The following is a 26,372-nucleotide window of genomic DNA, read 5'->3' as shown; positions in this document are numbered from 1 at the left end:
TCTCATCAACCAGTATGACCATCCGGATCAATTCCTACCGCTGCGGCGTGACTGGCGGAGGGGTGGGACCGGTGTTCGGCACCGATGACGTTCGCCGCGCGGCCGCGGCTGATGTCGCGGCCTCACCGAAGGTGGCCTTGGCGATCTCGCCGATGCCGGCAAGCGATCCCAAAATGCTCATCGCTTCGATCGGCAGCATGATGACCTTCTGGTTCGGGGAATCCGCAAGCTGCCCAAACGCCTTGATGTACTTGTCGGCGATGAAATAGTTCAGCGCGGCGATGTCGCCCTTGGCGATGGATTCGGAGACCATCTGCGTCGCCTTGGCCTCGGCTTCAGCGGAGCGCTCGCGCGCTTCGGCGTCGCGGAATGCAGCCTCCTTGCGGCCTTCGGCCTGCAGGATCTGACCCTGCTTGGCGCCTTCCGCGCGAAGAATTTCCGATTGCCGCTGGCCCTCGGCCTGCAGAATGTCGGCGCGCTTGACGCGCTCGGCCTTCATCTGCCGGCCCATCGCCTCGACCAGATCGGCCGGCGGCACGATGTCCTTGATCTCGATGCGGTTGACCTTCAGCCCCCACGGCGACACTGCGGCGTCAACCACGCGCAGCAGACGCTCGTTGATCTCGTCGCGATGCGACAGCACCTGGTCGAGGTCCATCGATCCCATTACCGAGCGGATGTTGGTCATGGTCAGCACGATGATGGCCTGCTCGAGATTGGCGACCTCGTAGCTTGCTTTGGCGGCGTCGAACACCTGGAAGAATGCGACGCCGTCCACCGTCACGGTGGCGTTGTCCTTGGTGATCACCTCCTGCTCCGGAATGTTGATCACCTGCTCCATCATGTTCATCTTGCGGCCGACGCGGTCGAAATAGGGCACGATGATGTTCAGACCAGGCGACAGCGTGCGGGTATATTTGCCGAACCGCTCGATGGTCCAGTCATAGCCCTGCGGCACCGTCTTGACGCCCGCAAACAGTGTGACAATGACGAGCAGAACAAGTGCGATCGCGAAAATATCGAAACCAGTCATAAAGTCCTCCAGATACGGCAAGGTGCGCGTTGCCGGACGCGGTCTCTCATGATGAGTCCGCAGCGCTGCGGCGCCGGTTCGACCGGCCGTTCTCAATTTATGGTATATAGCTAGGGAAAGGTTTGACGGCCACCAGATGTTCTCTGGTCCGAACGGCGGCAAGCTGTCGGCAAATTTCCGGACAGCTATATCCAGCCTTGAAGCTCGCGCAAAACGAGCTGGCGGATGACGTCCATTCCGGGCTCGCTATCGTTGAGGCAGGGAATGGCGGAAAACTGCTCGCCGCCGTTGTGCTTGAAGATCTCGGCATTTTCCTGCGCGATCTCTTCCAGCGTCTCCAGGCAATCGGCGGAGAAGCCGGGGGTCACGACGGCAATGCGTTTCACGCCATCTCGCGCCAGCTTTTCGATGGTCTTATCCGTATAGGGCTGCAGCCACTCGTCGCTGCCGAAGCGCGATTGAAATGTAAGGACCAGTTTGGAGGCATCGAGCCCCAAGCGCTTGCGCAGGCTTTCCGTTGTTGCGACGCACTGCGCCTGGTAGGGATCGCCCTTGTCGACATATTTCTGCGGCATGCCGTGAAACGACGCCACGATCAGATCGGGCGGAAATGACAAGCTCGCCAGATGCGCATTGATCGAGACCGCGAGCGCCTCGATATAATCAGGATCGTCATAATAAGGCGGCGTCACCCGCAGCGTCGGCTGTGCGCGCATGCCCGCCAAGACGCGAAACACCTCGTCGCAGACGGTCGCCGACGTCGCAGCCGAATATTGCGGATAGAGCGGCGCCACCAGAATGCGGTCGCAGCCCTGCGCGGTCAGCGCGTCGATGCGCGAACGGATCGACGGATTGCCGTATCGCATCGCCCAGTCGACCACGACATGCTCGTGATCGGCGATCGCCTCGGCAAGCTTTTCGGCCTGGGAGCGGGTGATGGTCTTGAGCGGGGATTCGCCTCTCTCGAAATTCCACATCTTTTGGTAGTCGCGCGCCTTCCGGCCGGGACGGACGCGAAGGATGATGCCGTTCAGGATCAGCTTCCACAACAGCCCCTGATCCTCGATCACCCGGGGATCGCTGAGGAATTCCTTCAGGTAGACCCGCACCCCCGCGGCATCGGCGGTGTCGGGGGTGCCGAGATTGACCAGCAGCACGCCGACGCGTTGCGGCGATAACGCCGGCGCCGGCTTCGCATTTCCGTGAGGAGCGACCGCCATCATGATTTCGATGGCTTCGCGCGTTGCACCATCCTTGTCAAGATAATGGCCGGTTCGATACGCTTCGCAGAGCATGATCCGGAAAAGTGGACCCCGGTTTTCCGATCAGATCATGCTCCAACCATATCCCGCGGGCGGGAGGGACCATGACGATCGCCGAATGGTGCGTTTTCGGAACGCTGATGCTCTATCTGATGACGATCGCGTCCGTGAAATGGATCAGCTTTCGACAGTTCGATAATTCCCGGCCGCGCGATCCCGGCTTCTACCAGGACCCGATCCGCGCCCGCGCGCTCGGCGCCCACCAGAACGGCATCGAGGCCTTTCCGTTCTTTGCCGTTGCTGTGCTGCTGGCGGAATTCCGGCTCGGCCCGCAGAACCTGATCGACGAACTCGCCGTTCTCTTTCTGATCGTGCGGATCGCCTATGTCTTCACCTATCTCGGCAACCGCCCGACGCTCCGCTCGATCCTCTGGAGCCTCGGCTTTGCGATCAACATCGCGATCTTTTTCTTGCCGGCGCTGAGGGCATATCTGCCGGCGTGAGGTTCGCCGGGACCCATCCCACGTCATTGCGAACGAAGCGAAGCAATCCATTTGGCCACTTGCGGAGAAATGGATTGCTTCGTCGCTTCGCTCCTCGCAATGACGGGGTGGAAACAGTTTCGCATTTTCGCGACGCAGATCTCACGCCGCCAGATGTTTCTCCCGCGTCGCGATCAGCTCGCGGATCGCCTTCGATATCGGGACCGGGCGATGGGTCTGCTGGTCGGTGTTGACCCAGATGACTTCGCCTGTCACCAGCGCGTCATTGCCGCCCTTCAGGAAAATAGCGAGTTCGAAGGTCATGCTCGAATTGCCGATCCGCGCCACGCGCGCCCCGACGTCCAACTCCCAGTCGAACCTTACCGGGGCCTTGTATTCAATGACGGACTTGACGACGTGGAAATCCTCGCCCGTCTGCTTGGCATCGGCATACTGATCATAGCCGAGCGCGCGGAAATATTCGGTGATGGTGGTATCGAAATAAGTCAGGTAGTGCGCGTTGAAGACGACGCCCTGGCCATCGATTTCGGAATAGCGCACCCGGAATGGGTGAAAGAACCAGAATTGCTCGCGTGACATCGTTTCTCCGACTATGCCTTGGCATGATTGGTTGCCTGCATAGCGCACCGAACCAATTTCAAAAAGCCGGGCAACTTGCGTTACCGAAATAGAGCTGCAGAATCTATCGCGGTAAATTGTCGTCCCTGCGAACGCAGGGACCCATACGCCGTGCCGCTAGTTTTGAGAAACCCTGTTCGACGGCTTTCGTCCAACAACTTAATCCTGTGGTTATGGGTTCCTGCGTTCGCAGGAACAACAGTTCGTAGCGTGGATTACAGACACGTTGCGCGTTCGGCGGCGAGATAGCCGAACAACAGGCCGAGGCCGAACAAGAGGACCAGCCCGGCGGCGCCGAATTCAATGCCGCGCATGATCAGCGTGCCGCCGCCCTCGCGCCCGGCGCTGAGCCGCCGGGCCAGGCCTTTCGCCGATACGGCGATCACCGCGATGGTTGCGACCGTGATGGCGGTGCCGAGTCCCATCACGAAGGTCGCGGCGATGCCGGCCAGGAAAAGGCCCTGCGCCAGCGAAAATACCAGCACCAGGATCGCGCCCGAGCAGGGCCGCATGCCCACGGCAAAGATCGTGCCCAAGCCACGCTGCCAACCGCCGTGGCCGGCGAGTTGATCCGGCGTCGGCCCGTGCGAATGGCCGCAATGCTCGTCATGCACGTGGTCATGACTGTGGCTATGAACATGGTCATGGCCGTGATGATGATCATGGTGGTGATGGCCATGACCAGGATGGTGCGCGACGGCCAGCGCCGGCTCCGGCTTCGCCAATGCGCGCATAAAACCGCCGCCCTTGGTCCAGACCAGCCGGGCGCCAAGCGCCGCGATCAGTGCGTAACTTATGATCTCGATCGCCTTCTCCGCGGAGCACATCGTCTTGGCGGTGGAGGAGAGCAGCCAGGCGAGCACCGCCACGATGGCGACCGCCACCAGCGCCTGCAGCAGCGCCGAGGCGAACGACAGCACGATGCCGCGCCGCGCGGTTTCCTCGTTGGCGACGAGATAGGACGAAATCACCGCCTTGCCGTGGCCGGGGCCGGCAGCATGAAAGATGCCGTAGGCAAAGGAGATGCCGAGCAGCGTCCAGACTGCGCTGCCGTCGGATTTGGCCGCCCGGATCGTCTGCGACATCTCGCGGTAGAATTCGGATTGCTTGGCGAGGATCCAGCCGACGATGCCGCCGACCTGCGGCTCGGCGGCGGGTCGCGGTCCGCCGAACGGATTTTGTGCCATCAAAGCGTGCAAGGCCGCGTCGAAAACAATAAGCGCCGACAGCGCGGCAATGGTGATGGTGACGCCTCGCGCAAGGCCGGCGGGCATCTGCCTCACGGGCAGTTCACCGTGATCTTGTTGGCAAACATCGCGCCGTAATTGGAGTTGTCGCCGTTCATGAAATTCTGCTCGTTCAAGCGCTGGGTGTTGGCGGTTTCGTCGTTCGGCCGCTGGAACTGCATCTGGCAGGCGGCGGGCGCGCCGACCAGCTTGATCGGGTCCTTGTCGTCGAACTTGAAGTCGATGAAGTAGGAGGGATCGAACACCTCCAGCGCAAGCTGCTTCGACGTCGCCGGCGCCTTCAGCGGCAAGACGAAATGCAGCGTCAGGGCGCTGTCCTTGTATTCGAGGAAGTAGTCCACCGGCTCGGTGAATTTCGTCTTCTTGCCGTCGGCCTTGGCGAAGGTGAAATAGGCGAAATCCTTCAGCGACTCGACATTGGTCTGCGCCAGCGGCGCCAGTTCCTCACGGGTATAGACGCCCTTGGTCTTGGTCTCGATACCCTGCAGCGCATAGGTCGAGAACATGTCGTCGAAAGTCCAGGCGTGACGAACCCCCGTCATCGAGCCGTCGGGCGCGTAGACCACCTCGCTCCTGGCGGTGATCCAGACGTGCGGGTGGGCCTCGGCCGAGGCTGTGCCAAGCGACAGCGCGACGATCACGCCCAACAATGCGAGCGCTCCACGCAACACGTCGTCCCTGCGAACGCAGGGACCCATACGCCGTGTCGTCTCTTTTTGGCAGTGTGGCAAAGGCTCTTCCCTCACAACGAACACCAGGGGTTATGGGTCCCTGCGCCCGTGCGCAATTGCGCACTAGGCAGGGACGACTCGTGGAGGCGGCGCCGGCTTAGTCAGGCCGCCGGTGTTGTTTCGAGCAGGCCGCGTCGCTGCAGCAGCGCATCGGCCTCCGGCTCGCGGCCGCGGAAGGCGACATAGGCCTCCTCCGGCTCGCGCGAGCCGCCCGAAGAATAGATATCGTCGTGCAGGCGCTTGGCGGTGGCGGGATCGAAGATGTCGCCGGCCTCCTCGAAAGCGCCGAACGCGTCGGCGTCCATCACTTCCGACCACATATAGCTGTAATAGCCCGACGCATAGTGATCGCCGGAAAAGATATGGCCGAACTGCGTGGGCCGGTGCCGCAGCGCGATTTCCGCGGGCATCCCGATCTTCTCCAGCTCCGCCTTCTCGAACGCGCCGACATCGCGGCTGGCCTCGGCCGGCTGGGTGTGGAATTCGAGGTCGATCAGCGCCGAGGAGACGAACTCCACGGTGGCAAAGCCCTGGTTGAACTTGCGGGCGGCGAGGAAGCGCTGCAGCAGGTCGTCCGGCAGCGGCTCGCCGGTCTGGTAGTGCTTTGCGAACTGCCGCAGCACCTGCGGCTGCTCCTGCCAGTGCTCGTAAAGTTGCGAGGGCAGTTCGACGAAGTCGGTGAACACACTCGTGCCCGACAGCGAGGGATAGGTCACGTTGGACAACATGCCGTGCAGGCCATGGCCGAACTCATGGAACAGGGTTCGCGCATCGTCCGGCGACAGCAGCGACGGCTGGCCGCCTGAGCCCTTGGCGAAATTGCAGACATTGATGATCAGCGGGGCGACGTCGACGTCGAGCTTCTGCTGGTCGCGCAGCGAGGTCATCCAGGCGCCGGAGCGCTTTGAGGGCCTGGCGAAGTAGTCGCCATAGAACAGTGCCTTGTGCTTGCCGTCGGCATCCCTGACCTCCCAGACCCGGACGTCCGGATGCCAGACCGGAATGTCCTTGCGTTCGGAGAAAGTGATCCCGAACAGGCGGGTGGCGCAGTCGAAGGCGGCCTCGATCATGTGGTCGAGCACGAGATAGGGCTTGATCGCGGCGTCGTCGAAATTGGCGCGGCGCTGGCGCAGGATCTCGGCGTAGTAGCGCCAGTCCCACGGGGCGAGCGTGAAATTGCCGCCCTCCTCCGCGATCAGCGCCTGCAGGGCGTCGCGGTCGGCGAGCGCCCGCGCCCGGGCCGGCTTCCAGACCCGCTCCAGCAGGCTGCGTACCGCCTCCGGCGTCTTGGCCATGGAATCCTCCAGCCGGTAGGCGGCGTAGGTCGGAAAGCCCATGATCTTGGCGGCCTCCTCGCGGAGCTGGAGAATCTCCACGATGGTGGCGTTGTTGTCGTTGGCGTTGCCATTGTCGCCGCGCGCGGTGAAGGCCTTGAAGACCTTCTCGCGCAGATCGCGGCGGGAGGAGCTCTTCAGGAACGGCTCGACCGAGGAGCGCGACAGCGTCACGATCGCCTTGCCTTCCATGCCCCGCTCTTCCGCAGCCGCCTTGGCCGCGGCGACGAAGGCCTCGGGAAGGCCGGCGCGGTCGTCCTCGCCGAGCTCCATGAACCAGTCCTGCTCGTCGCCGAGCAGATGGTGGCTGAACGAGGTGCCGAGCTGGGCCAAGCGCTCATTGATCTCCGCGCGGCGCTTTTTGGCAACCTCGTCGAGGCCGGCGCCGGCGCGGTAGAAATTGGTGTAGGTGCGCTCCAGGAGCCGCTTCTGCTCGCCGGTCAGGCCGAGCGTGGCGCGCTTCTCGTGCAGCATCGCGATGCGGCCGAACAGCACCGCGTTCATCATGATCGGGTTCCAGTGCCGGGCCATCCGCAAGGAGACTTCCTTGTCGATCTCCAGGATCGCCGGATTGGAGTGCGCCGAGACCAGGTCGTAGAACACCGCCGAGACCTTGGAGAGCAGCTTGCCGGAGCGCTCCAGCGCCGTGATCGTGTTCGCGAAGTCAGGCGTGGAAGGATCGTGGGTGATCGCCGCGACCTCGGCGGCATGATCGGCAAAGGCCTGCTCGAAGGCGGGCAGGAAGTGCTCCGGTTCGATCTCGGTAAACGGCGGCGTCTCGAATGGCGTCTGCCACGGCTCGAGCAGCGGGTTTGCCCGGGCTTCCGGAGTGGCTGCCATCTGCTGCGTTTCTGACATCACAAATCCCGTTTTCGCCTCTGGAGCCCTTCCGTTCCTGACGTCATCAGGCCCGGGCTCCACGCTTTGCTTTGACGCGTTTTCGTTACACGAACCGGCACCCATTTCGCACGAAAACGCTCTGGAAGATGCGGCAATCTATACCACGCGATGCGGCATTTTTGGGCCTTTTGCGCTTGATAGATAGGCCCTTTTCGGAGAGATTGCGCCCCTCAAACAGGAACTATTTCATGAGCCCACAGCCCGCTTCCAGCTCCTCCCGCGCGATCGCCTGGCCGAGCGTCATCACCGTCATCTCGGCGGCGATCCTGATTGGCGCGGAGGTCTTCGGCGCGGCATTTGCCGGCGGCTGGGCGCTCGCGATCCTGTTCGGCCTCAACGACACCAGCGCTCACATCCTGCAGGCGGTGCTGTTCGGGATCGGCGTGCTGATCATGGTGGCGTTCATCCGCGCCGCGCAGCGCATCGAGCCGTTCTTCAGGCGCGCCTGACGCGCGTTCGAGAAAGCGCTGCGACACAGGCGCTGAAGCGCTCACGTCTCTCCCGGAAATCTTAACGACCGTTCATGTTTGTCGTCGGCGGCGCGCTGCGAACGAATTTGTAAGCACACGTTTGAGAAATTTCTCCCCAGCCTAAAAAAATTGTTGCGAAGCGAAATCAAAAGTCTTATTTCCAGCCTTGCCCAATTTCGCACGTGCCTGTGGTCGTGTGTCAGTCGGTAGGTATCCGGACAAGAGGCCGGACAGCCGCCAAGGGATGAAGAACCGAGGGTCTCTCAAGTTTGAGTGGCCAGCATCTCTCTCAAGAGATGCCGTTGAAGGTCTCTCCATCCTTTGCAACCGTGACTGGCAGCCGGAGGCGAACCGGCGCACCCCGCTCTCAACGGGGGACGCGACTTAAAGCAACGACGGATCGGGCTTTTTTGGTCTCTACCGGCATTCCACCGCCGGCGCGGGCTACTGAAAAGGCTTGTCCTTCATTGCCAGGTGTGCGGGCGGGAAATTCCCGACCAATCCACGGCAGCACAATTCGGTCCGAGTTCTTCAAGGCCTAGTCGCGTCTCCATCGTGCGACAACGCCGAAGCACTCATGGCCGAGATCAAAATTTGAACGGGTCCCGTCGCTGGGCCGTTTGGAGGGTGCTATGACCGAACGTATTCAGGAATTCCTGCGCAACCGCCGCAGCGAGGGCCAGGACACCGAGCCGTGCCTCGTTGTCGACCTCGAAGTCGTGCGCGACAATTACCAGACCTTCGCAAAGGCCTTGCCGGACAGCCGCGTGTTCTACGCGGTGAAGGCAAATCCCGCGCCCGAAGTGCTGTCGCTTTTGGCCTCGATGGGCTCGTGCTTCGACACGGCCACCGTCGCCGAAATCGAAATGGCGCTGGCTGCGGGTGCGACGCCGGACCGCATCTCCTATGGCAATACGATCAAGAAGGAGCGCGACATCACACGCGCCTTCGCGCTCGGCATTCGCCTGTTCGCGGTCGACTGCGCCGCCGAGGTCGAGAAGGTCGCCCGTGCCGCCCCCGGCGCCAAGGTGTTCTGCCGCATCCTCTATGATTGCGCAGGCGCCGAATGGCCGCTGTCGCGCAAGTTCGGCTGCGACCCGGAAATGGCGGTCGAAGTGCTCGACCTCGCCAAGCGTCTGGGCCTGGATCCGTGCGGCATCTCGTTCCATGTCGGCTCGCAGCAGCGCAAGGTGAAGGCGTGGGACCGCGCGCTGGCGATGGCCTCGACGGTGTTCCGGGACTGCGCCGAGCGCGGGATCAACCTGTCCATGGTCAACATGGGCGGCGGCTTCCCGACCCGGTACCTCAAGGACGTTCCTCCGGTCGTGCAGTACGGCCGGTCGATCTTCCGTGCGCTGCGCAAGCATTTCGGCAACCAGATCCCGGAGACCATCATCGAGCCGGGCCGCGGCATGGTCGGAAATGCAGGGGTCATCGAGACCGAAGTCGTTCTGATCTCCAGGAAGAGCGACGAGGACGAGGTGCGCTGGGTATATCTCGACATCGGCAAGTTCGGCGGTCTCGCCGAGACGATGGACGAGTCGATCCGCTACGCCATCCGCACGCCGCATGACGGCGCGGAGATGACGCCGTGCGTGCTCGCAGGTCCCACCTGCGACAGCGCCGACGTGCTGTACGAGAAGATGCCGTATCCGCTTCCGGTGACGCTCGAGATCGGCGACAAGCTGCTGATCGAAGGCACCGGGGCCTATACGTCGACCTACTCGTCGGTGGCGTTCAACGGCATCCCGCCGCTGCGGACCTACCACATCTGATCAGCCTCGTTTGAGGCTCGAATAACGGGAGCCGGTGCGCCGGCTCCCTCCCTTCATTGCCGATTTTCTGACAACGCTTCGCGCGGCTTGCCTGCCGTGGAAGCGGGGACTGACGTGCCATGACTGCTTTGCGGAAGACCACTACGGCTCTCATCTCCGATGCCGCTCCGTTCGCGATCCGTGCGGAACGGGCCTCGGACGTCGCTGCGCGCGAGGCGCTGCTGGATGCCTGCTTTGGCGACAACCGCCATACGCGCTCCTGCCAGCGCCTGCGCGATGGACGCGCGCCCGCCGAAGGCCTTGCCTTGTCGGCCGTGCGCCAGGGCCGCCTGGTCGGGACCGTCCGGTTGTGGCACGTCAGCGCCGGGGGCATCCCGGCGCTCATGCTCGGCCCGCTGGCGGTGGAGGCTTCCTCCCGCCAGCTCGGCGTCGGGGCTGCGCTGATGGACCACGCGCTCGCGGCGGCGAAGGCGCGTGGCCATCGCGCGGTAATCCTGCTGGGCGATGCGCCCTATTACGCCCGTTTCGGCTTCTCTGCCGCCAAGACCGGCAAACTGTCGCTGCCGGGCGCGTTCGAGCGCGACCGGCTGCTCGGCCGCGAACTCTGCGAAGGCGCGCTCGACGGCGCCTGGGGCATGATCGTGCCGACCGGCGCGCCGCTGCCCAAACCCAAGGCAAGCCGTGCCAGGAAGGCGCTGCTCGTGCCGCGCGCGGCCTGACGGCCATGCCGGCGAGCCTTTCCCGCGATGCGCGGCCGCGCTTCCGCAGTGCCATCACCACGGGCATCGTGATCATGATCACGGTCATGATTGTCAGGGACATCCTGGCGCGCCGCTGGGGCGGCTCCGCGGCCCCGGCCTCCGACGTCCAGGCCATCCCGGTAGCCCACGAGGGGTTGCACGCAGCGGCGAAAAGCCCTTAAACCGCGCCAATCTCGCCCCGGATCATTCCCAAGGCCCTTGCCAAGATCGAGGTTCCGATGCCCCGCCGTCTGGTTTCCACCGGCTCGCCGTTCGAGAAGACTGCCGGCTACAGCCGTGCCGTCATCGACGGCGATTTCGCCTTCGTCGCCGGCACCACCGGCTACGACTACACCACCATGGTCATACCGGCCGATGTCACAAGCCAGGCACGCAACTGCTTTAAGAACATCGAGGCTGCGCTGAAGGAAGGCGGCTTTGCAATGGCCGATATCGTCCGCGCGACCTATTACATTACTGACCTCGCGGATGCCGACGCTTTCTTCGCGGTCTGCGGCGAAACGTTCGGCGAGATTCGCCCGGCCACAACGCTTCTCGTCGTCGCGGGACTCTACAAGCCCGAGATGAAAATCGAGATCGAAGTGACCGCGAAGCGCCGCACCCCCTGATCCCCCATCCACGACCGATACTTTTCCGGAGACTTACCGATGAGCCCGTCCGCGCAAATCCATGCGAAAATTTCCGGCCCCATTGTCATGATCGGCTTCGGCTCGATCGGCAAGGGCACGCTGCCTTTGATCGAACGGCATTTCGACTACGACAAATCGCGCTTCGTCATCATCGACCCGCATGAGGACGGCGAACTGGCCAAACAGCACGGTGTGCGCTTCATCAAGCAGGGCATCACCCGCGAGAACTACCGCGAGGTGCTGGTGCCGCTGCTCACCGCCGGCGGCGGCCAGGGCTTTTGCGTCAACCTTTCGGTCGACACCTCGTCCGTCGACATCATGACGCTATGCCGCGAGATCGGCGCGCTCTACATCGACACCGTCGTAGAGCCGTGGCTCGGCTTCTATTTCGACAAGAAGATCGGCCCGGAGAAGCGCTCCAACTACGCGCTCCGCGAGACGCTTCTGGCGGCGAAGCACAAGAGCCCGGGCGGCACGACCGCGGTCTCCACCTGCGGCGCCAATCCGGGCATGGTGTCGTGGTTCGTCAAGCAGGCGCTGCTCGACGTCGCCCGTGACACAGGCGTTGAGGTCAACGAGCCAAAGAGCCGCGAAGGCTGGGGTCAGCTTGCGATGAAGCTCGGCGTCAAGGGCATTCATATCGCCGAGCGCGACACCCAGCGCTCGAAGAAGCCGAAGCCGATGAACAAGTTCGTCAACACCTGGTCGGTCGAAGGTTTCGTCTCTGAAGGCATGCAGCCGGCCGAACTCGGCTGGGGCACCCATGAAAAATGGATGCCGGACAACGGCCGCCAGCATACCGAGGGCTGCGGCGCGGCGATCTATCTGCTGCAGCCCGGCGCCAACACCCGCGTGCGCTCCTGGTGCCCGACGCCGGGCGCGCAATACGGCTTCCTCGTTACCCACAACGAGTCGATCTCGATTGCGGATTACTTCACCGTCCGCGACGGGGCCAAGGTGGTCTACCGCCCGACCTGTCACTACGCGTATCACCCGGCGAACGACGCGGTGCTCTCGCTGCACGAGATGTTCGGTGCGACCGGCAAGATGCAGGCGTCGTGGCACATTCTCGACGAGAACGAGATCGAGGACGGCATCGACGAACTCGGCGTGCTGCTCTACGGCCACGGCAAGAACGCCTATTGGTACGGCTCGCAGCTCTCGATCGAGGAAACGCGGCGGATCGCGCCCTATCAGAACGCGACGGGCATGCAGGTGTCGTCAGCCGTGCTCGCCGGCATGGTGTGGGCGCTGGAAAACCCCGACGCCGGCATCGTCGAGGCCGACGAGATGGATTTCCGCCGCTGCCTCGAAATCCAAATGCCGTATCTCGGCCCGGTGAAAGGTTTCTACTCCGACTGGACGCCGCTGTCGGACCGGCCGGGCCTGTTTCCGGAAGACATCGACACGTCGGATCCCTGGCAATTCAGGAACGTGCTGGTGCGGTAACCGCGTCGGCACGGCGCAGGCCGGCGAGGTGATGCGACGGCCATTGTCGAAATCGAGGTGAGGCTGATAGGGTACACAACCACAACGTGATGCCCTGACAGCCGCGCCGGTGACAATGAGCCGAAATTCAGATACAGCCCGTTCCGCGAAGCTGAAAAACGCGGGCGCAGCTATCGCCCTGATAATCTGGTCGCTCTGTCCCGGCGTAGCCCTCGCGGCCGGCGACGGGTGCATGGCGAGCTACTACCGCAGCAAGCCGCCAGCCTGCGTCGACGACACGCTGGCGCAGCTCCGGCAAACGGCCGCAACCGGCCGGGCCGAACCCAACACCATCATCGGCTTCCTCGGCGAACTGTTCAGGAGTTCTCCGCAGGAACGCGAGCGCCTTCTCAAGGCCGAGACCTCGAACTACGTGAAGTCGGTCGACGTCGTCAGCCTGTACAGGGCGGGCTTGCCCGACGAGGCGCAGAAGTTTGCCGCCGACAACAATCTTGCCGGCTTGTCCGACAGATTGCGGGCGGCGCGGATGCCGCCGCTGGATGCCGTGACGCCGTCCTCCACGCCGGCCGACAATGACCTGCTCATCGGCGCTTACATGGCGTCCGGCAACACGGCGCATATCCGGCGAATTCTCGATAATTATTCCAGCGCCGATGACGGCATGGCCAGTGACGGCTTACGCGTCGGATTCATGATGAGCAAATTCGGTCCCGGTCTCGCGCCGAAAGGGCGCGACAGCGTCATGGCCAAGGTCGCCTGCACGAAGTACGACTGCAAAGCGAACCAGGCGAAATTCCTTCGGGTCATGACATTGGGGACGGCGATGTGGTCCCTGCAATCGCTGTCGGCGCAGGACGAAGGCATCAAGAAGACGCTATCCGAGTTCTTTTCCCGCGATGCGCGCCTCAAAGACCTGTTCGCCGCCGAGCAGGCCGCTTTCGGAAACTACATGACGGCGATCATACTCGTGTCGACTTTCCAGAAGGATCGCACTGCGGACCAGGACCGGACCTATGAGCTGATGAACAAATCCGCTTCGATCTACGAGAATCTCGGGTCCGGCAGGGAGGCTTTTGAGCCCTTCCAGAATCTTAACAAGAAGTAACGGAATACTCGCGGCAACGCGGCGCAGGCCTGGTTTCTCGCTGCAGTGCACAGTGCTCTGCTCGATTTCGGCGCCAGATCGGCACACGGGAACCGGGGTCCTCGTAACCCGCGATTAATTCAATCGCGCCATCCTGAAGGGTAATTTTCTGCGAGGGCCCAAGGCCGTCGCCCGCAGCTTTCGAGCGACGGCTCCCGGTTGGAGCGACCAACATGCGCGTCATTATTGCCATCGTCCTGTCGGCCGCGGCACTGGCTGCGTGCACGCCCGAGAATGTCAGCCACGCTGAAGTGACGGGCTCGATCGACAATTGCGCGCGCAAGCTTTACAGCCAGTACAATCCCAAGGACAAAAAGCAGTGCGTCGCGGTATGCATCGCCTGCGAGCGCGGCGTGGTGACGACCTGCTCGACCGCCTGCACGCTCAGGGGCGCGATTTGATCGTGCGGCGGCTCGTCCTTCACTTCGCCATGTAATCGAACGCGACCGTTCCGAGGCCGAGCGTCAGATCGGCCTTGAAATGCAGCGCGGAGACCACTTCGCGCACCGGGAGCCGCGCGACGTCGGCGAGCGCATGCGGGAAAAGGCCGAGCGCCGCGGGGCCGGTCCAAGCCTCCTTCAGCGTGATGTCTTCGAGATAGTAGCGCACCAGCTCGCAAATCCGTGGACTCCCGTCGACATGCGGGATGATCTTGAGCATGAAGTTCGGCGCCTTCATCGCCTTGAGCACCGCGTCGTGATCGACCGGGCGGTGCTTGTAGCCCATGGTGGCGGAGGCGCACAGCACCGAGCCGTAATGCAGCGTGCCGACCAGCACATCGCTCTCGACGGCGATCTTCGGCGAGGCCAGTTTCTTGGGAAATCCCCAGAGCTCGCGGCCGCCGGCGATCGGCCCCTCGTCGTCCAGATACATCGAATGAACGTAGATGCCCTCCTCGCCCTTGAAACGGACCGGGATGACCTGGCCGGTCTCGGTGTAATCGCCGAAGCCGGTCGAGTCAGGCATGCGGATGAATTCGTATTTGACGACGGCCTCCGCGACTTCGAGCGGCTCGGGCACCACGGCAGCAAGCGCCTCAGGGTCGGTACGATAGGTGATGACGAAAAATTCGCGGTTGAAGAAACGGTACGGCCCCGGCGGGAACGACGGGTTGGTCAGCGGCATCGAATAGGCGGTTCGCCTGACGTCATCGATCTTCATCGCTTGCCCCTTTTGTCATCTGCACTGAGATTATGGAGCAGACGATGGCAGCGAGCGAGGCTGAAGAATCGGCACAACGTCACGATGCCGTCACAACAGTCAGACGACGCCGCCGAGATAAAGCCGCTTGACGATATTGTTGGCCTTCAATTCGTCGACCGACTGTGCGGCGACCGCGATCTCGCCGTGGACGATGATGTAGCCGCGATCGGCGATCCGGATCGCCTGGTTGAAATTCTGCTCCGCCATCAGCACGGTCAGGCCGACGCGCTGCTTGAGCTCGCCGATCTTGGCAATGGTCTGCGACACCAATAGCGGCGACAGCCCGACCGACGGCTCGTCGATCAAGAGCAGCCGCGGCGAGGACATCAGCGCGCGCGCAATCGCCAGCATCTGCTGCTGTCCGCCGGACATGGTGCCGGCGAGCTGGTTACGGCGCTCCTTCAAAGCCGGAAAGGTCTCGAACGCCAGCGCGAGATTCTGCTGGATGGCGCTGCGGGCCAATTTCCGGAAGGCACCGAGCATCAGGTTTTCCGTCACCGTCAATTTGGGAAACAGCCGCCGCCCCTCGGGCACCAGCGCCACGCCGAGATCGACAATCGCCTCGGGCGAAAGTCTGGTGAGATCGTGCGACCGGTCGTCGATCGTCAGCGACAGCCGGCCCCGATCCGGGCGGACCAGGCCCATGACGCACTTCATCAGCGTGCTCTTGCCGTTGCCGTTGGTGCCGAGCAACGCAACCGTCTCGCCGGCCTCGACGTGCAGCGTGACGCCGCGCAGCGCCTTGACGGCGCCATATCCCGCATCGAGGCCCTCGATGGCAAGGCTAAGTGCCAAGGTAAGCCTCCTGCACCCGCTTGTTGCCCATCACCTCAGCCGGCGCGCCGAGCGCGATGATTTTTCCGGCGTCGAGACACATCACCCGCTCCGAAAAGCGCATCACGGCCTGCATGATGTGCTCGATCATGATGATGGTGATGTCCTCCTCGCCGAGGCTGATCAGGAGGTCCAGCACCTCGTCGACCTCGGATGAGGAAAGCCCCGCCATCGCCTCGTCGGAAATCAAAAGTTTCGGCCGCACCGCCATTGCGCGCGCCAGCTCCATCTTGCGCAATTCCACCTGGCTCAGCGTATCGGTTGACGCGCTGGCCTTGGAGGCAAGGCCCATCCGCGTCAGGATCGACATCGCGACATCTTCCTCCGGCTGGCTCGAATCGACCTTGGCGAAGTCGAGCCCGACCATGAGGTTTTCCAGCACCGTCATGCTTTTGAACGGCCGCGGAATCTGGAAGCTGCGGGCGATGCCGCGGCGCGCGCGCAAGTGCGGCGGCAATTGCGTGATGTCCTCGCCGCAGAACACCACGCTGCCGACCTGCGGACGCAGCGCGCCGGAGATGCAGTTGATCAGCGTGGTCTTGCCCGAGCCGTTCGGGCCGATCAGGCCGAACCGTTCGCCCTTTCGGATATCGACGCTGATATTGTCGAGCGCGGTGAAGCCGCCGAAGGTCTTGGTAATGGCCCCAACTTGCAGCAGGGGCGCGTCAGGCGCGGCTGCCGGTGTCATGGCTTGCCTCCCGCGCGCAGACGATACCGCGGCCGCAGCAGCCCGATGATGCCTTTGGGCGCGCCAACCACGAACAGCACCAGCATGATGCCGAGCACCAGCACGTTGACTTCCGAGGAGATGGTCACCGCGAGAAGCTGTTGCGTCGAGCCGAGCAGGATGGCGCCGAGCACAGGACCGATCCAGTGCGCGGTTCCGCCGATCAGCGCCATCGCAAGCGCCGACACGGAGTAGCTCAGGTTGAATGCCGAGGATGGATCGGCGTATTGCAGGTACATGGCGGCGGGCGCCCCGGCCGCGGAAATCAGCGCGCCCGAGATCATGCAGGCGACCAGTTTCAGCTTCAAGGTCGGCACACCCGTGCATTCGGCCGCGAGTTCATCGTCCCGAAGCGCTTGCAGGCCGCGGCCGATCCGGGAATTCTGGATGTAGCGCGCGATGGAGACGGCAATGACCACCAAGAGCGCCTGCACGAAGAACAGCATCTTCACATAACTGTCGAACGGCGCCATCACCGGCGGCCGCTGGATCTGGATGCCGGCCGCACCGCCGACGAAACGCCAGTTCATCACAAAGGTCTCGATGATGATCGCAAGCGCAATCGTCGCGATCGAGAAGAAGATGCCGCGCATCCGCAGGGTCAGCAGGCCAACGCCAAACCCAAGCGTCATGCCGACGACCGCGGCGGCTGCGATCTGCACCACGAGCGGCGCTCCTGTCGCCTTGAACAGGGCTACCGCCGTGTAGACGCCGACGCCGAAGAAGGCGTTGGTGCCGAAATTGACGTAACCGGCGTAGCCGCCGAGAATGCTCCAGGCGACCGCGAGCGCGATGAATTGCAGGATCACGTAGCCGGCAAAAAATGGATATTCGTTGCGGACGATCTGCGTCATCGACAGCACGGCAATGAGGAAGACGGCCGCGCCGGCCCAGAAAACGATGCTGTTGCGATGCTTCATCATCGGCCGAGCAGACCTTGCGGCCGGACGGCGAGCACGCCGAGCAGCATCGCGAACGAGATCGCCGGCGCCCAGGAGGCGCCGAACAATGTCAGCACGATGGATTCGGCAACGCCGAGGATGATGGCAGCGATCAGCGTGCCGCTGATGCTGCCGAGCCCGGCCATGACGACGACGCAGAAGGTCCGCCCGATATAGGCGCGGTCGAGCGTCGGCTCGACCGGGGCCACGATGATCAGGAGCGCGCCGGCGATGCCGAGCACGGCGGTGGCGATGCCGAAGGCAAATTGCTTGATGCGGACCGGATTGGCGCCCATCAGCCGCAACGCCTCCTCGTCCTGCGCGACCGCGCGGATCGCGCGGCCCATGAAGGTTTTCGACAGATACACGGCAAGCAGCAACGTCAGCGCCAACGCCACTGCGAACGCCACCAGTTGCCGGATCGGTATCCGAAACTCGCCGAACCGCCACGACTTGCCGATATAGGTCGCGGAAACCGAGCGCTGGTCGACGCCGAATTGCAGAATGATCAGCACCTCGATGATGAACGCGATGCCGAAGAAGAACGCGATGCCGCGGACGGCGGCATCGCTACCGCGCCGCTCGAAGGTCTCGTAGTAGACGCGGTAGGCGAGCAGCCCGAACAGGAAGAACAACGGCGTGATCGCAAGCCCTGCCAGCAGCGGGTCGATGTCATAGCTCTCGTTGAGCTGGTACACGCCGTACGACGCGAGCACCAGGAAAGCCGGATGCGCGACATGGGGAACGTCGAGCAGGCCGAACGAGACGGACAGCCCGACGCTGACGGCCGCATAGAAGCAGCCGAGCAGCACCCCAAGCACCACTGCGCCAAGCAGCAGGTCCATCGAAAACACGTCAGGTCCCCCCTTGGCTCGAAGCCGGAAAAGCCACGAGGCCTACTTTCGGGCAGCCTCGAAGGGACTGATGAGATCTCCAGTTTTCAGCTTCTCGGGGAACAGGATCACCTGCTTGCCGGAGGACCGGAACTGCTCGATGTCCTTGTCCTTCACGCCCCGGAACTGGGCCTGCAGCGTCGCAGTTTCCTTGCGCTCGCCATCCGCCGAAAACGCGATCGGCCCGACGATGGTCTTGTGCTCGTTCTCGCGCAGATATTTGGCGATGCCCTTCTGGTCGAGCGACTTTGTGGAATTGACCGCCGCCTCGATCATCTGGCCCATCGCATAGCCGAACGGCGCCAGGTAATAGCCGAGCGGATCGACCTTGGCTTCGACGGCGCGCTTTGTGTACTTGTCGAAGAATTCCTTGGTGCCGTCGAAATACATGCTCTTTTCCGGCAGCCAGGTATTGTAGTTCACGACGCCGTTGAGCAGCGAGCCGAGGTTCGACATGACGGCGGCGAATTGCAGGCCGACCATGCCGCCGCCGAAAATCTTGACGTCGTCGCCGATCCCGATCTCGTTCACCGCGCGCAGGATGCCGGCCGAGTCAGGCGGATAGGATGCGACATAGACGATGTCGGGTTTGGCGGCCTTGAGCGCGCGGATGATGGAGGAAAACTCCACCGTGTTCGGCGGATAGACCTGGTCGAAGACGACAGGAAGGTTGCGCTTCTTGGCGACATCCCGGGCCGTCAGCGCGAGGTTTTGCGCGAATTCCTGGTCCGCCGTGAGCAGCGCCATGTTCTTGCCGCCGGCTTTCTGCGCCAGATCGAGGAACGATGCCGCCCAGCTATCGGCCGGCCCCCAGGGCGCATTGTTGAACCACATGTCGTGGCCGACCTTGCTGTTCACCTGGAACGAGAAATTGCCCATCAGCAGCAGGCCGCGCTGCTTGACGAACGGCATGATCGGCGCCGTCGGCACGGTCGCGTAGGGCGCGAACAGCAGATCAACCTTGTCGACATCGACCAGCTTGGCGTAGATCGCCGGCGTCTCCGAGGCGCTCGACTTGTCGTCATAGACGACGAGTTCGACCTTGCGACCTAGCAGGCCGCCCTTGGCATTGATGTCGTCGCGCCAGATTTCGATGCCGAGCAGCGAAGCCTTGCCGCCGCCGGCGAGACCGCCGGTCTGCGGCATCGACATGCCGATCTTGATCGGCGGCTGCTGCGCAGACGCGCTCGAACCCTGTCCGAGCACGGCAACCGCCATCGCTCCGCCGAGAAATGTCCTGCGTTTCATTGCTTCCCCCTCATTCGTTGTTGTTATTATCAGTCATTTCGGCTCCGCCGGATCTCCGCCCGGTCGCTGCGAATGGTTAGGTCGACCGGGACTATCCGGCCCCCGCCGGCGCGGATTCGTTTTTGGCCGATTGTTTGATGATCGCCGACGGATCGGCGCCGACGCGCCCGCTGGTCTTGTCGGCGGCGCTTTCGCGCGACAGCCGCATGTCGAAGCGGATGCTCGGCATGCCCTTGATCGGGCAGTCCGGATCGCTCGCGACCACGTCGACGGCGAGATCGCCCGACGAGCCGAACACGACATCATCAGCCAAATGGGGGTCGTCGCGCAGATAGAGCGCGGTAACGAGCTCTCGATAGCCCGACGCGCCGACCAACAAGTGAATATGCGCCGGTCTCATGCCGTGCCGCGCCTGCGCCTTCACCATGGCGCCGACCGGTCCATCCATGGGTATCGAATAGCCGAGCGGCTTGACGGTGCGCAGCACATAGAATCCTTCCGCATCGGTCGCGAACACGCCGCGATAATCGACCGAGGTCGCGCTGGCCTGAATGTCGTAGAGGCCGTCGGCGCCGGTTTGCCAGATCGAGACGGTGGCGCCTGCGACCGGCTTGCCGCCGGCATCGGTTACGCGGCCGTAAAGCACACATTCGCTGCCGGGCTGTGGATTTTTGGCGATCGAACTGCCGGCCGCGAGCGTCGGCGCGGCCTCGCGGTAGAACGGGCCGAGCAGGCTGGTATGGGTGGCTTCCTCCAGGGCGGTCGCGTCGTGCAGGCCATTGACGAGCGCCGAGAGGCCGAGCGTGTCGGACAGCAGGATGAATTCCTGCCGTTCCGGCGAGCACATCTTGCCGGCGGCGGTCATGAATTCGATGCCCTTGATCCACTCCGCCGGCGTCAGATTGATCTCGCGGGCGAAGGCATGGAGGTGCTTGACCGCTGATGCCATGATCATCTTCAGGCGCGGGTCCGGCGTTGTCGCCATCTGGTCGAGCACGGCGTCCGTGATCGTTTCCGGCGTTAACTCACGCATGCGTCACTCCCTGACCTGGCGGCCGTTGTTCGACCTGCCGGCTGTTATTGCAGCAAGCCTAACCGCTTGTTGGGGATCAACACAAGGCGTTCGGAGGCGACGCCTGTGCCCCCTCATACAAATTGATACGAGGGAATCGGGGTCGCATGGCTGCACAATGTTGCGTCAGGGCGCGCACCGCAGGTTTTCGCCGGCCCACCAACTTTGCGATTGCACAATTGGAGCTGTGGGAGTGGGGTCATTTCTCGCGGACCGGCGGCGCAACCTTCTCTGCTGGCGCCGGCGGCAGCGCGGGCTCAGCGCCCCGCTTCTGCGCGTCCGGGTCGGGCCGGGCCGGTTGCGGCGGAATATCTGATGGCCGTTGGCCGGTGGTGCCCGGCTCCGCGGGCGCGGGCGGTTTCTCTGCGGGTGCGGGCGGCTTCGTTTCCGCGCCCGGCGTCGATTGCGTGGGCGGTGTCGCCTGCGCGGTTTGCTGGGGATCGCGGGAGCTGAGCGCGGTCAGCGCAAGCGCCGAGATAGCCAGCCCGGCCGCGATCAGCGCGGATGCGAGCAGCATATCCCGTCGGTATTCGCGCTTGTCGTCATCGGCAGGCATTTCGTTCAACCCACGAAATTGTTCGTGAGGTCAACGGCCGGCAAGGCGCATGGTTCCGTGGGGAACCTGGACCTGTCTGGGACGCCTAGAATTCCAGCAGCCCGGCGTCGCCGTCCTCGGAGCCGAAGGCCAGCAGCGTGCCCTTCGCATTCCAGGCCAGCGCCGAGACCGGCTCACCGCCATTGCGACGCACCAGAATTTCCGCGCCGTCCTCGAGCCGCACGATCAGCACGGTGCCGTCGCTATAGCCTGCGGCCATGATGTCCTGCTTCGGATGACAGGCGACCATGGAGACGCGCGCCTGCAACGGCGCCAGCATCGCGGGCTCCTTGCCCATCGGACCGTCCTTGCTGGCAAACGGCCAGATGATCACGGTATCCGCGCCCGACGTGGCGAGCCCCTTGCCGCCCGCGCTCCACGACATCGAGCGGACGCGGCCGGGATAGCCGCTCATCCGCATATGCCTGTTATCTGCGAGCCGCCAGCCATGCAGCGCCGGCTCGTGCATTGCGGTGACGAGGAATTTGTTGTCGGGGCTGAAGGTCACGGCAAGGTGCGAGCCGGCCCATTCCAGAAATTCCGGCTTCGCGGCCATGTTGGGAAACCACAACGTCACGCCGTTGTAATGGGCAACCGCCACGCGCAAGCCCTTCGGCGCAAACGCCAGCCCGCCGACGGTCGAGGGCGCATCGAAACTTTTCTCCTCGCCTTTGCCGCTGCGGACATAGGCCGTCTTGCCGGCCGACCAGGCAAACGCGCCATCGGGATGCAGCGCGACATTGTCGATCCAGCGCCGCTTTGCGTCGGTGGCGATCACCGACGTTTCGCCCTTGGCATTTAACGCAACGACCTTGCCGTCATCGCCGCCGGTGACGACGCGCTGGCCATCGGACGCCGTGCAAAGGTTGGCGCCGCTATGCACGTCGACATGGGATACTTCGCCGTTGGCATCGGCCAACGCGACTTTTTCCTCGGCGCATACGAAGGCTGCGCGATCGCCGAGGAAGTGCACGTCGGCAATCGGAGCGCCGACCGCGACGGACTTCACGCGATCGGTCAGGGATGCAATGGTGAGCTGTTCGGAGGACATGACTTCGATCTTCTCCGCCTCACGCGACAATACAGCTCTCAAAGCCGTCGCGGATCATCTGCTCCGGCAATTCGCGGCCAATGAAGACGACGCGGCTTTCGCGCCGCTCGCCTTCCTTCCACTTCCGCTGATGATCGCCTTCCAGCATCATGTGCACGCCCTGGAACACGTAGCGGTCGTCATCGTCGGTGAAGGCGAGAATGCCTTTCGAGCGCAGGATCTTCTGCCCCTCGGTGGCGACGAGGTTTTGCAGCCACGGCATGAATATGGTCGGGTCGAGCGGCTTGTCCGATCGCAGCGACAGCGATTGCATTTCCTCGTCGTGGTAATGCTTCAGGCCGCCATGGCTGTGGCTGTGATCATTGTGATGGTCATGGCCGTGATGATCATGGTCGTGGTGATGATGATCGTCACCGGCATCGAGGAATTCCGGCTCGATCTCCAGAATGCGATCCAGGTCGAACGCGCCGCGCTCCAGCACGTCAGACAGCGCCACCTTGCAGCGCTCGGTGCGATGCAGCTTTGCGTAAGGATTGATGCCGCGGATGCGGGCCTCGACTTCGGCCAGCTCCGGCTTGGAGACGAGGTCGGTCTTGTTCAGCACGATCACATCGGCAAACGCGATCTGGTTCTTGGCCTCCGGCGCGTCCTTCAGGCGATGGCTCAGCCATTTGGCGTCGGCGACGGTTACGACCGCGTCGAGCCGCGCATTCTTCTGCACGTCCTCGTCGACGAAGAAAGTCTGCGCCACCGGCGCCGGATCGGCGAGCCCGGTGGTCTCCACGATGATGGCGTCGAACTTGCCCTTGCGCTTCATCAGGCCGTCCAGGATGCGGACGAGGTCGCCGCGCACGGTGCAGCAGACGCAGCCATTGTTCATCTCGAACACCTCTTCGTCGGCGCCGATGATCAGGTCGTTGTCGATGCCGATCTCGCCGAATTCGTTGACGATGACGGCGTATTTCTTGCCGTGGTTTTCCGACAGGATGCGGTTGAGCAGCGTGGTCTTGCCGGCGCCGAGATAGCCCGTCAGCACGGTCACTGGAATTTTTTGGGACGAAAGTTCAGACATAATGGCTCCGGAACGGAATATGGCGCGCACCGGCAAGCAGGGAGGCCCCTGCCCTATGGGCTCAGCGCGCTGGTCAGGGCCTTTATATTGTGCCTGACCATATCAATGTAAGTGGGAGAATCGCCCTTTTCGCCGGTCAGACTGTCCGAATAGAGCGTTCCGCCGACCTTGGCGCCGGTCTCGGCCGATATCCGGCCGATCAGGCGGGGGTCGGAGATATTTTCGAGAAACACGGCGGGTATTTTGGCAGCCCTGATCTGGGTGATGATCTTGGCGATATCGCGGGCGCTGGCCTCGGATTCGGTCGAGACGCCGAGCGGCGCGATGAATTCGACGCCATAGGCAGCGGCGAAATAGCCGAAGGCATTGTGGGTCGAGATCACCTTGCGGCGGCTTTCCGGAATTTTCGCGATCGCCTCGCGCACCTCGCGGTCGAGCTCGTCCAGTTTTGCCAGATAGGCGCTCGCATTGGACTTGTAGGTTTCAGCGTGGGCCGAATCGGCAGCCGCCAGCGCATCGCGGATATTGACCACATAGACCTTCGCGTTAGCGACCGATTGCCAGGCGTGTGGATCGGCGGCCGAGCCGAGCTTGAGCGGCGCGATGCCTGATGTCGTGGTCACGACAGAAGCCTTGCCGCCGGCGGACTTCACCAGCCGCGCCAACCAGCCCTCGAACCCGAGACCGTTGACGAATACGAGCTTCGCATCCGCCATCCTTTTGGCGTCCGAAGGCGTCGGCACATAGACATGTGCATCGCTATTGGGGCCGACTAATGCGGCGACATCGACGCGATCGCCGCCGACATTGCGGACGAAGTCGCCAAGGATCGAGAAGCTGGCGACGACGTTGAGGCGATCCGCGGCGCGAGCCGGGCCAGCAGCCGCGAACATGGCGAGAGCGACAAGCCAGAACCGAACCATGACTACGCCTCGAGGTGACGGCCGGGAAACATCTGCCGGACCAGGCCGCTGACACTGCCGAATAGTAGCGACACGACATAGAGCACTGCAGCGATCAGAATGACAGCAGGACCGGAGGGGATGCGAGTCTGGAACGACAGCACGAGCCCGGCATAGCCCGACACGATGGCGCTCGCGACCGCGATGCAGATCATGCCGGTGATGTCGCGCGACCAGAACCGTGCGATCCCGGCCGGCAGGATCATCAGGCCGACCCCGAGCAGCGTGCCGAGCGCGTGAAAGCCGTTGACGAGGTTGATCACGACGAGCGCCAGGAAGGCGAGATGCGCGGGCGCACCAGCGCGGCTGACGGTGCGCAGGAACACCGGATCGACGCATTCGATCACCAGCGGCCGAAAGATCACCGCCATCACCAGCAGCGTGACCGTGGCGTTGAAGGCGATCACCAGCAGCGTCTGGTCGTCCATCGCCAAGATGTTGCCGAACAGCACGTGCAGCAGGTCGATATTGGTTCCCTTGATGGAAACGATGGTGACGCCGAGCGCCAGCGACACCAGATAGAAGGTCGCGAGCGAGGCGTCCTCCTTGAGCTCCGTGGTGCGCGCCACGACGCCGGCGAGGATCGCGACGGTAAAGCCCGCGATCAATCCGCCGGTCGTCATCGCAAACAGGTTGAGTCCGGATACGAGGAAGCCGATCGCGGCCCCGGGCAGGATCGCATGCGCCATTGCATCGCCGACGAGGCTCATCCGCCGCAGCATCAGGAACACACCGATCGGCGCGGCGCCGAGCGACAGCGCGATCACGGCGGCAAGCGCGCGGCGCATGAACTCGAATTCGATGAAGGGCGCGATCAGCGCGTCGTAGAGCATCAGGCGGCCCGTGACGACATATCGTCCGCGCAGGCGGCGGCGCTGTCGTCGAACGCCTCGCACATCCGCAGCGCGACCATCAGGTTTTCCGCAGTCAGCACTTCCGCGGTCGCGCCCCAGGCCACCGGCCCGCGCGCGAGCAGCAGCGTTTCGGGGAATTGGTCGCGCACCAGCTCCATGTCATGCAGCGCCGCCAGCACGGTGCGGCCCTCACCATGCCAGCGCTTCACCAGCGCCAGCAGATCGGCCGAGGTCTTGGTGTCGATGGCATTGAACGGCTCATCGAGTACGATCAGGCGCGCGTCCTGCAGCAGCACACGCGCAAACAGCATGCGCTGCATTTGGCCGCCGGACAGCGTGCCGATCGAACGGTTCTCAAATCCGTTGAGGCCGACGGCGGCGAGCGCCTGCGTGATCTTGTCCCGCTCCGCCTTGCCCATGCCGCCGAAAAATCCGGTGGAGCGCCACAGGCCGGTGCCGACCAGATCGAACACCGAAATCGGAAAGCTGCGGTCGATGTCGACGCTCTGCGGCAGATAGGCGATGTCGCGGATATCAAGGCCGCCGAGATCGATCGATCCCGACAGCGGCTTGAGAATGCCGGCGAGCCCGCGAAACAGCGTCGACTTGCCGGCGCCGTTCGGCCCGATCACGGCCACGAGCGCGCCAGCGGCGACCTCGCCATTGAGATGATGCACCGCCGGATGCCGGTCATAGCCGAGCGTAACGTTTTTGAATTTGATCTGCGCCGGCATGCTCACCTCATCGCCACCAGCACGACCGCCCACAGGCCAGCGCTCACCGCGAGCGCCGCCGCGAGCCGGGCGACGACCGTCATGCGTAGGATCGACCAGGGAGCGGCCTGCGCCGGATGCGGCGTTGCCGGGCCATGGCTGTGGGCCTGGCCGTGGTGACGATGCGCGTGGTCGTGGGAATGGGCGTGAGACATGGATAGACGTTATAATATAACATTACGGGAGTCCACGTGGGGGAACGGCCGCAGCAGTGGCCCACAAAAGGTGCGTTCCCTCTCCCTTGCGGCAGAGGGTTAGGGAGAGGGGTAAGCCACACGCACACCACCGTTG

Annotated in this window: 29 protein-coding genes; 9 read left to right on the top strand and 20 right to left on the bottom strand. The window is 63.4% G+C overall.

Features of this window, described 5'->3' with window-relative positions; genetic code table 11:
• Positions 1–34 precede the first annotated feature (34 nt).
• Complete coding sequence (locus GWE18_RS36160) at positions 35–1,033, bottom strand: SPFH domain-containing protein (RefSeq protein ID WP_275190429.1); 999 nt, start codon at positions 1,031–1,033, stop codon at positions 35–37.
• Positions 1,034–1,218: 185 nt separating this feature from the next.
• Positions 1,219–2,253: a ferrochelatase gene (hemH, locus tag GWE18_RS36155; protein ID WP_275190466.1), complete on the bottom strand. Its 1,035-nt coding sequence runs from the start codon at positions 2,251–2,253 to the stop codon at positions 1,219–1,221.
• A gap of 146 nt (positions 2,254–2,399) precedes the next feature.
• Here hemH and GWE18_RS36150 point away from each other — a divergent pair, with 146 nt between their 5' ends.
• Positions 2,400–2,798 carry an MAPEG family protein gene (locus tag GWE18_RS36150; RefSeq protein WP_275190428.1) on the top strand — a complete coding sequence of 133 codons (399 nt, stop codon included), beginning with the start codon at positions 2,400–2,402 and terminating at the stop codon, positions 2,796–2,798.
• 141 nt (positions 2,799–2,939) lie between these two features.
• Here the strand turns inward: GWE18_RS36150 and GWE18_RS36145 are convergent, their stop codons facing one another.
• From GWE18_RS36145 to GWE18_RS36130, 4 genes are all read right to left on the bottom strand, one after another.
• Positions 2,940–3,377: a thioesterase family protein gene (locus GWE18_RS36145; protein ID WP_275190427.1), complete on the bottom strand. Its 438-nt coding sequence runs from the start codon at positions 3,375–3,377 to the stop codon at positions 2,940–2,942.
• A 254-nt stretch (positions 3,378–3,631) separates the two neighbouring features.
• The gene (locus GWE18_RS36140) at positions 3,632–4,705 is read right to left on the bottom strand and encodes a nickel/cobalt transporter (protein WP_275190465.1); all 1,074 of its coding nucleotides are present in this window, start codon (positions 4,703–4,705) and stop codon (positions 3,632–3,634) included.
• Entirely contained in the window at positions 4,696–5,331 is a 636-nt protein-coding gene (locus GWE18_RS36135; protein WP_275190426.1) for a DUF1007 family protein, read from the bottom strand. The genes GWE18_RS36140 and GWE18_RS36135 overlap by 10 nt, the downstream gene beginning before the upstream one ends.
• A 164-nt stretch (positions 5,332–5,495) precedes the next feature.
• Positions 5,496–7,586, bottom strand: a complete 2,091-nt coding sequence (locus GWE18_RS36130) for a M3 family metallopeptidase (protein WP_275190425.1) — start codon at positions 7,584–7,586, stop codon at positions 5,496–5,498.
• A 230-nt stretch (positions 7,587–7,816) separates the two neighbouring features.
• On the opposite strand from GWE18_RS36130, the gene GWE18_RS36125 reads away from it, so the two are divergent.
• The 8 genes from GWE18_RS36125 to GWE18_RS36090 all read left to right on the top strand — a co-directional run bounded on the left by GWE18_RS36125 (position 7,817) and on the right by GWE18_RS36090 (position 14,257).
• Positions 7,817–8,077: a hypothetical protein gene (locus tag GWE18_RS36125; protein WP_057855532.1), complete on the top strand. Its 261-nt coding sequence runs from the start codon at positions 7,817–7,819 to the stop codon at positions 8,075–8,077.
• Between the two features lie 653 nt (positions 8,078–8,730).
• On the top strand, positions 8,731–9,873 hold the full coding sequence (locus tag GWE18_RS36120; protein ID WP_275190424.1) for a type III PLP-dependent enzyme: 1,143 nt from the start codon (positions 8,731–8,733) through the stop codon (positions 9,871–9,873).
• 119 nt (positions 9,874–9,992) lie between these two features.
• Positions 9,993–10,592, top strand: coding sequence for an N-acetyltransferase (locus tag GWE18_RS36115; protein ID WP_275190423.1), 600 nt, complete (start codon positions 9,993–9,995; stop codon positions 10,590–10,592).
• Positions 10,593–10,597: 5 nt separating this feature from the next.
• Positions 10,598–10,795, top strand: a complete 198-nt coding sequence (locus GWE18_RS36110) for a hypothetical protein (RefSeq protein ID WP_275190422.1) — start codon at positions 10,598–10,600, stop codon at positions 10,793–10,795.
• Between the two features lie 57 nt (positions 10,796–10,852).
• Positions 10,853–11,242: a RidA family protein gene (locus GWE18_RS36105; protein ID WP_275190421.1), complete on the top strand. Its 390-nt coding sequence runs from the start codon at positions 10,853–10,855 to the stop codon at positions 11,240–11,242.
• A gap of 39 nt (positions 11,243–11,281) precedes the next feature.
• The gene (locus tag GWE18_RS36100) at positions 11,282–12,712 is read left to right on the top strand and encodes a homospermidine synthase (protein WP_275190420.1); all 1,431 of its coding nucleotides are present in this window, start codon (positions 11,282–11,284) and stop codon (positions 12,710–12,712) included.
• A 232-nt stretch (positions 12,713–12,944) separates the two neighbouring features.
• Positions 12,945–13,817, top strand: a complete 873-nt coding sequence (locus GWE18_RS36095) for a hypothetical protein (protein WP_275190419.1) — start codon at positions 12,945–12,947, stop codon at positions 13,815–13,817.
• A gap of 212 nt (positions 13,818–14,029) precedes the next feature.
• Positions 14,030–14,257 (top strand): hypothetical protein, encoded by a 228-nt coding sequence (locus GWE18_RS36090; RefSeq protein ID WP_275190418.1) that lies wholly within the window; start codon positions 14,030–14,032, stop codon positions 14,255–14,257.
• 19 nt (positions 14,258–14,276) lie between these two features.
• On the opposite strand, the gene GWE18_RS36085 is transcribed toward GWE18_RS36090, so the two are convergent.
• From GWE18_RS36085 to GWE18_RS36020, 14 genes are all read right to left on the bottom strand, one after another.
• A complete protein-coding gene (locus tag GWE18_RS36085; RefSeq protein WP_275190417.1) occupies positions 14,277–15,017 on the bottom strand; it encodes an acetoacetate decarboxylase in 741 nt (246 codons plus the stop codon).
• Positions 15,018–15,116: 99 nt separating this feature from the next.
• Entirely contained in the window at positions 15,117–15,854 is a 738-nt protein-coding gene (locus tag GWE18_RS36080; RefSeq protein ID WP_275190416.1) for an ABC transporter ATP-binding protein, read from the bottom strand.
• The gene (locus tag GWE18_RS36075; protein WP_275190415.1) at positions 15,844–16,581 is read right to left on the bottom strand and encodes an ABC transporter ATP-binding protein; all 738 of its coding nucleotides are present in this window, start codon (positions 16,579–16,581) and stop codon (positions 15,844–15,846) included. Before GWE18_RS36075 ends, GWE18_RS36080 begins: the two co-directional genes overlap by 11 nt.
• Positions 16,578–17,543, bottom strand: coding sequence for a branched-chain amino acid ABC transporter permease (locus tag GWE18_RS36070; RefSeq protein ID WP_275190414.1), 966 nt, complete (start codon positions 17,541–17,543; stop codon positions 16,578–16,580). The genes GWE18_RS36075 and GWE18_RS36070 overlap by 4 nt, the downstream gene beginning before the upstream one ends.
• Positions 17,540–18,406, bottom strand: coding sequence for a branched-chain amino acid ABC transporter permease (locus tag GWE18_RS36065; RefSeq protein WP_275190464.1), 867 nt, complete (start codon positions 18,404–18,406; stop codon positions 17,540–17,542). The genes GWE18_RS36070 and GWE18_RS36065 overlap by 4 nt, the downstream gene beginning before the upstream one ends.
• 51 nt (positions 18,407–18,457) lie before the next feature.
• Entirely contained in the window at positions 18,458–19,702 is a 1,245-nt protein-coding gene (locus GWE18_RS36060; RefSeq protein WP_275190413.1) for an amino acid ABC transporter substrate-binding protein, read from the bottom strand.
• A 91-nt stretch (positions 19,703–19,793) separates the two neighbouring features.
• A complete protein-coding gene (locus tag GWE18_RS36055) occupies positions 19,794–20,735 on the bottom strand; it encodes a dioxygenase (protein ID WP_275190412.1) in 942 nt (313 codons plus the stop codon).
• A 238-nt stretch (positions 20,736–20,973) separates the two neighbouring features.
• Positions 20,974–21,330, bottom strand: coding sequence for a hypothetical protein (locus GWE18_RS36050; RefSeq protein WP_275190411.1), 357 nt, complete (start codon positions 21,328–21,330; stop codon positions 20,974–20,976).
• A gap of 85 nt (positions 21,331–21,415) precedes the next feature.
• On the bottom strand, positions 21,416–22,420 hold the full coding sequence (locus GWE18_RS36045; protein WP_275190463.1) for a WD40 repeat domain-containing protein: 1,005 nt from the start codon (positions 22,418–22,420) through the stop codon (positions 21,416–21,418).
• A 19-nt stretch (positions 22,421–22,439) separates the two neighbouring features.
• Positions 22,440–23,492 (bottom strand): GTP-binding protein, encoded by a 1,053-nt coding sequence (locus tag GWE18_RS36040; RefSeq protein WP_275190410.1) that lies wholly within the window; start codon positions 23,490–23,492, stop codon positions 22,440–22,442.
• A 53-nt stretch (positions 23,493–23,545) separates the two neighbouring features.
• Positions 23,546–24,415, bottom strand: coding sequence for a metal ABC transporter substrate-binding protein (locus GWE18_RS36035; protein WP_275190409.1), 870 nt, complete (start codon positions 24,413–24,415; stop codon positions 23,546–23,548).
• Between the two features lie 2 nt (positions 24,416–24,417).
• Complete coding sequence (locus GWE18_RS36030) at positions 24,418–25,287, bottom strand: metal ABC transporter permease (protein ID WP_275190408.1); 870 nt, start codon at positions 25,285–25,287, stop codon at positions 24,418–24,420.
• Positions 25,287–26,042 (bottom strand): ABC transporter ATP-binding protein, encoded by a 756-nt coding sequence (locus tag GWE18_RS36025; protein ID WP_275190407.1) that lies wholly within the window; start codon positions 26,040–26,042, stop codon positions 25,287–25,289. Before GWE18_RS36025 ends, GWE18_RS36030 begins: the two co-directional genes overlap by 1 nt.
• Positions 26,043–26,044: 2 nt before the next feature.
• Positions 26,045–26,236 carry a hypothetical protein gene (locus GWE18_RS36020; RefSeq protein ID WP_275190406.1) on the bottom strand — a complete coding sequence of 64 codons (192 nt, stop codon included), beginning with the start codon at positions 26,234–26,236 and terminating at the stop codon, positions 26,045–26,047.
• Positions 26,237–26,372: the final 136 nt, after the last annotated feature.

The sequence above is a fragment of the Bradyrhizobium sp. CSA112 genome (assembly GCF_029051645.1).
Classification (GTDB): Bacteria; Pseudomonadota; Alphaproteobacteria; order Rhizobiales; family Xanthobacteraceae; genus Bradyrhizobium.
This window is presented reverse-complemented; position numbering and strand designations above follow the sequence as displayed.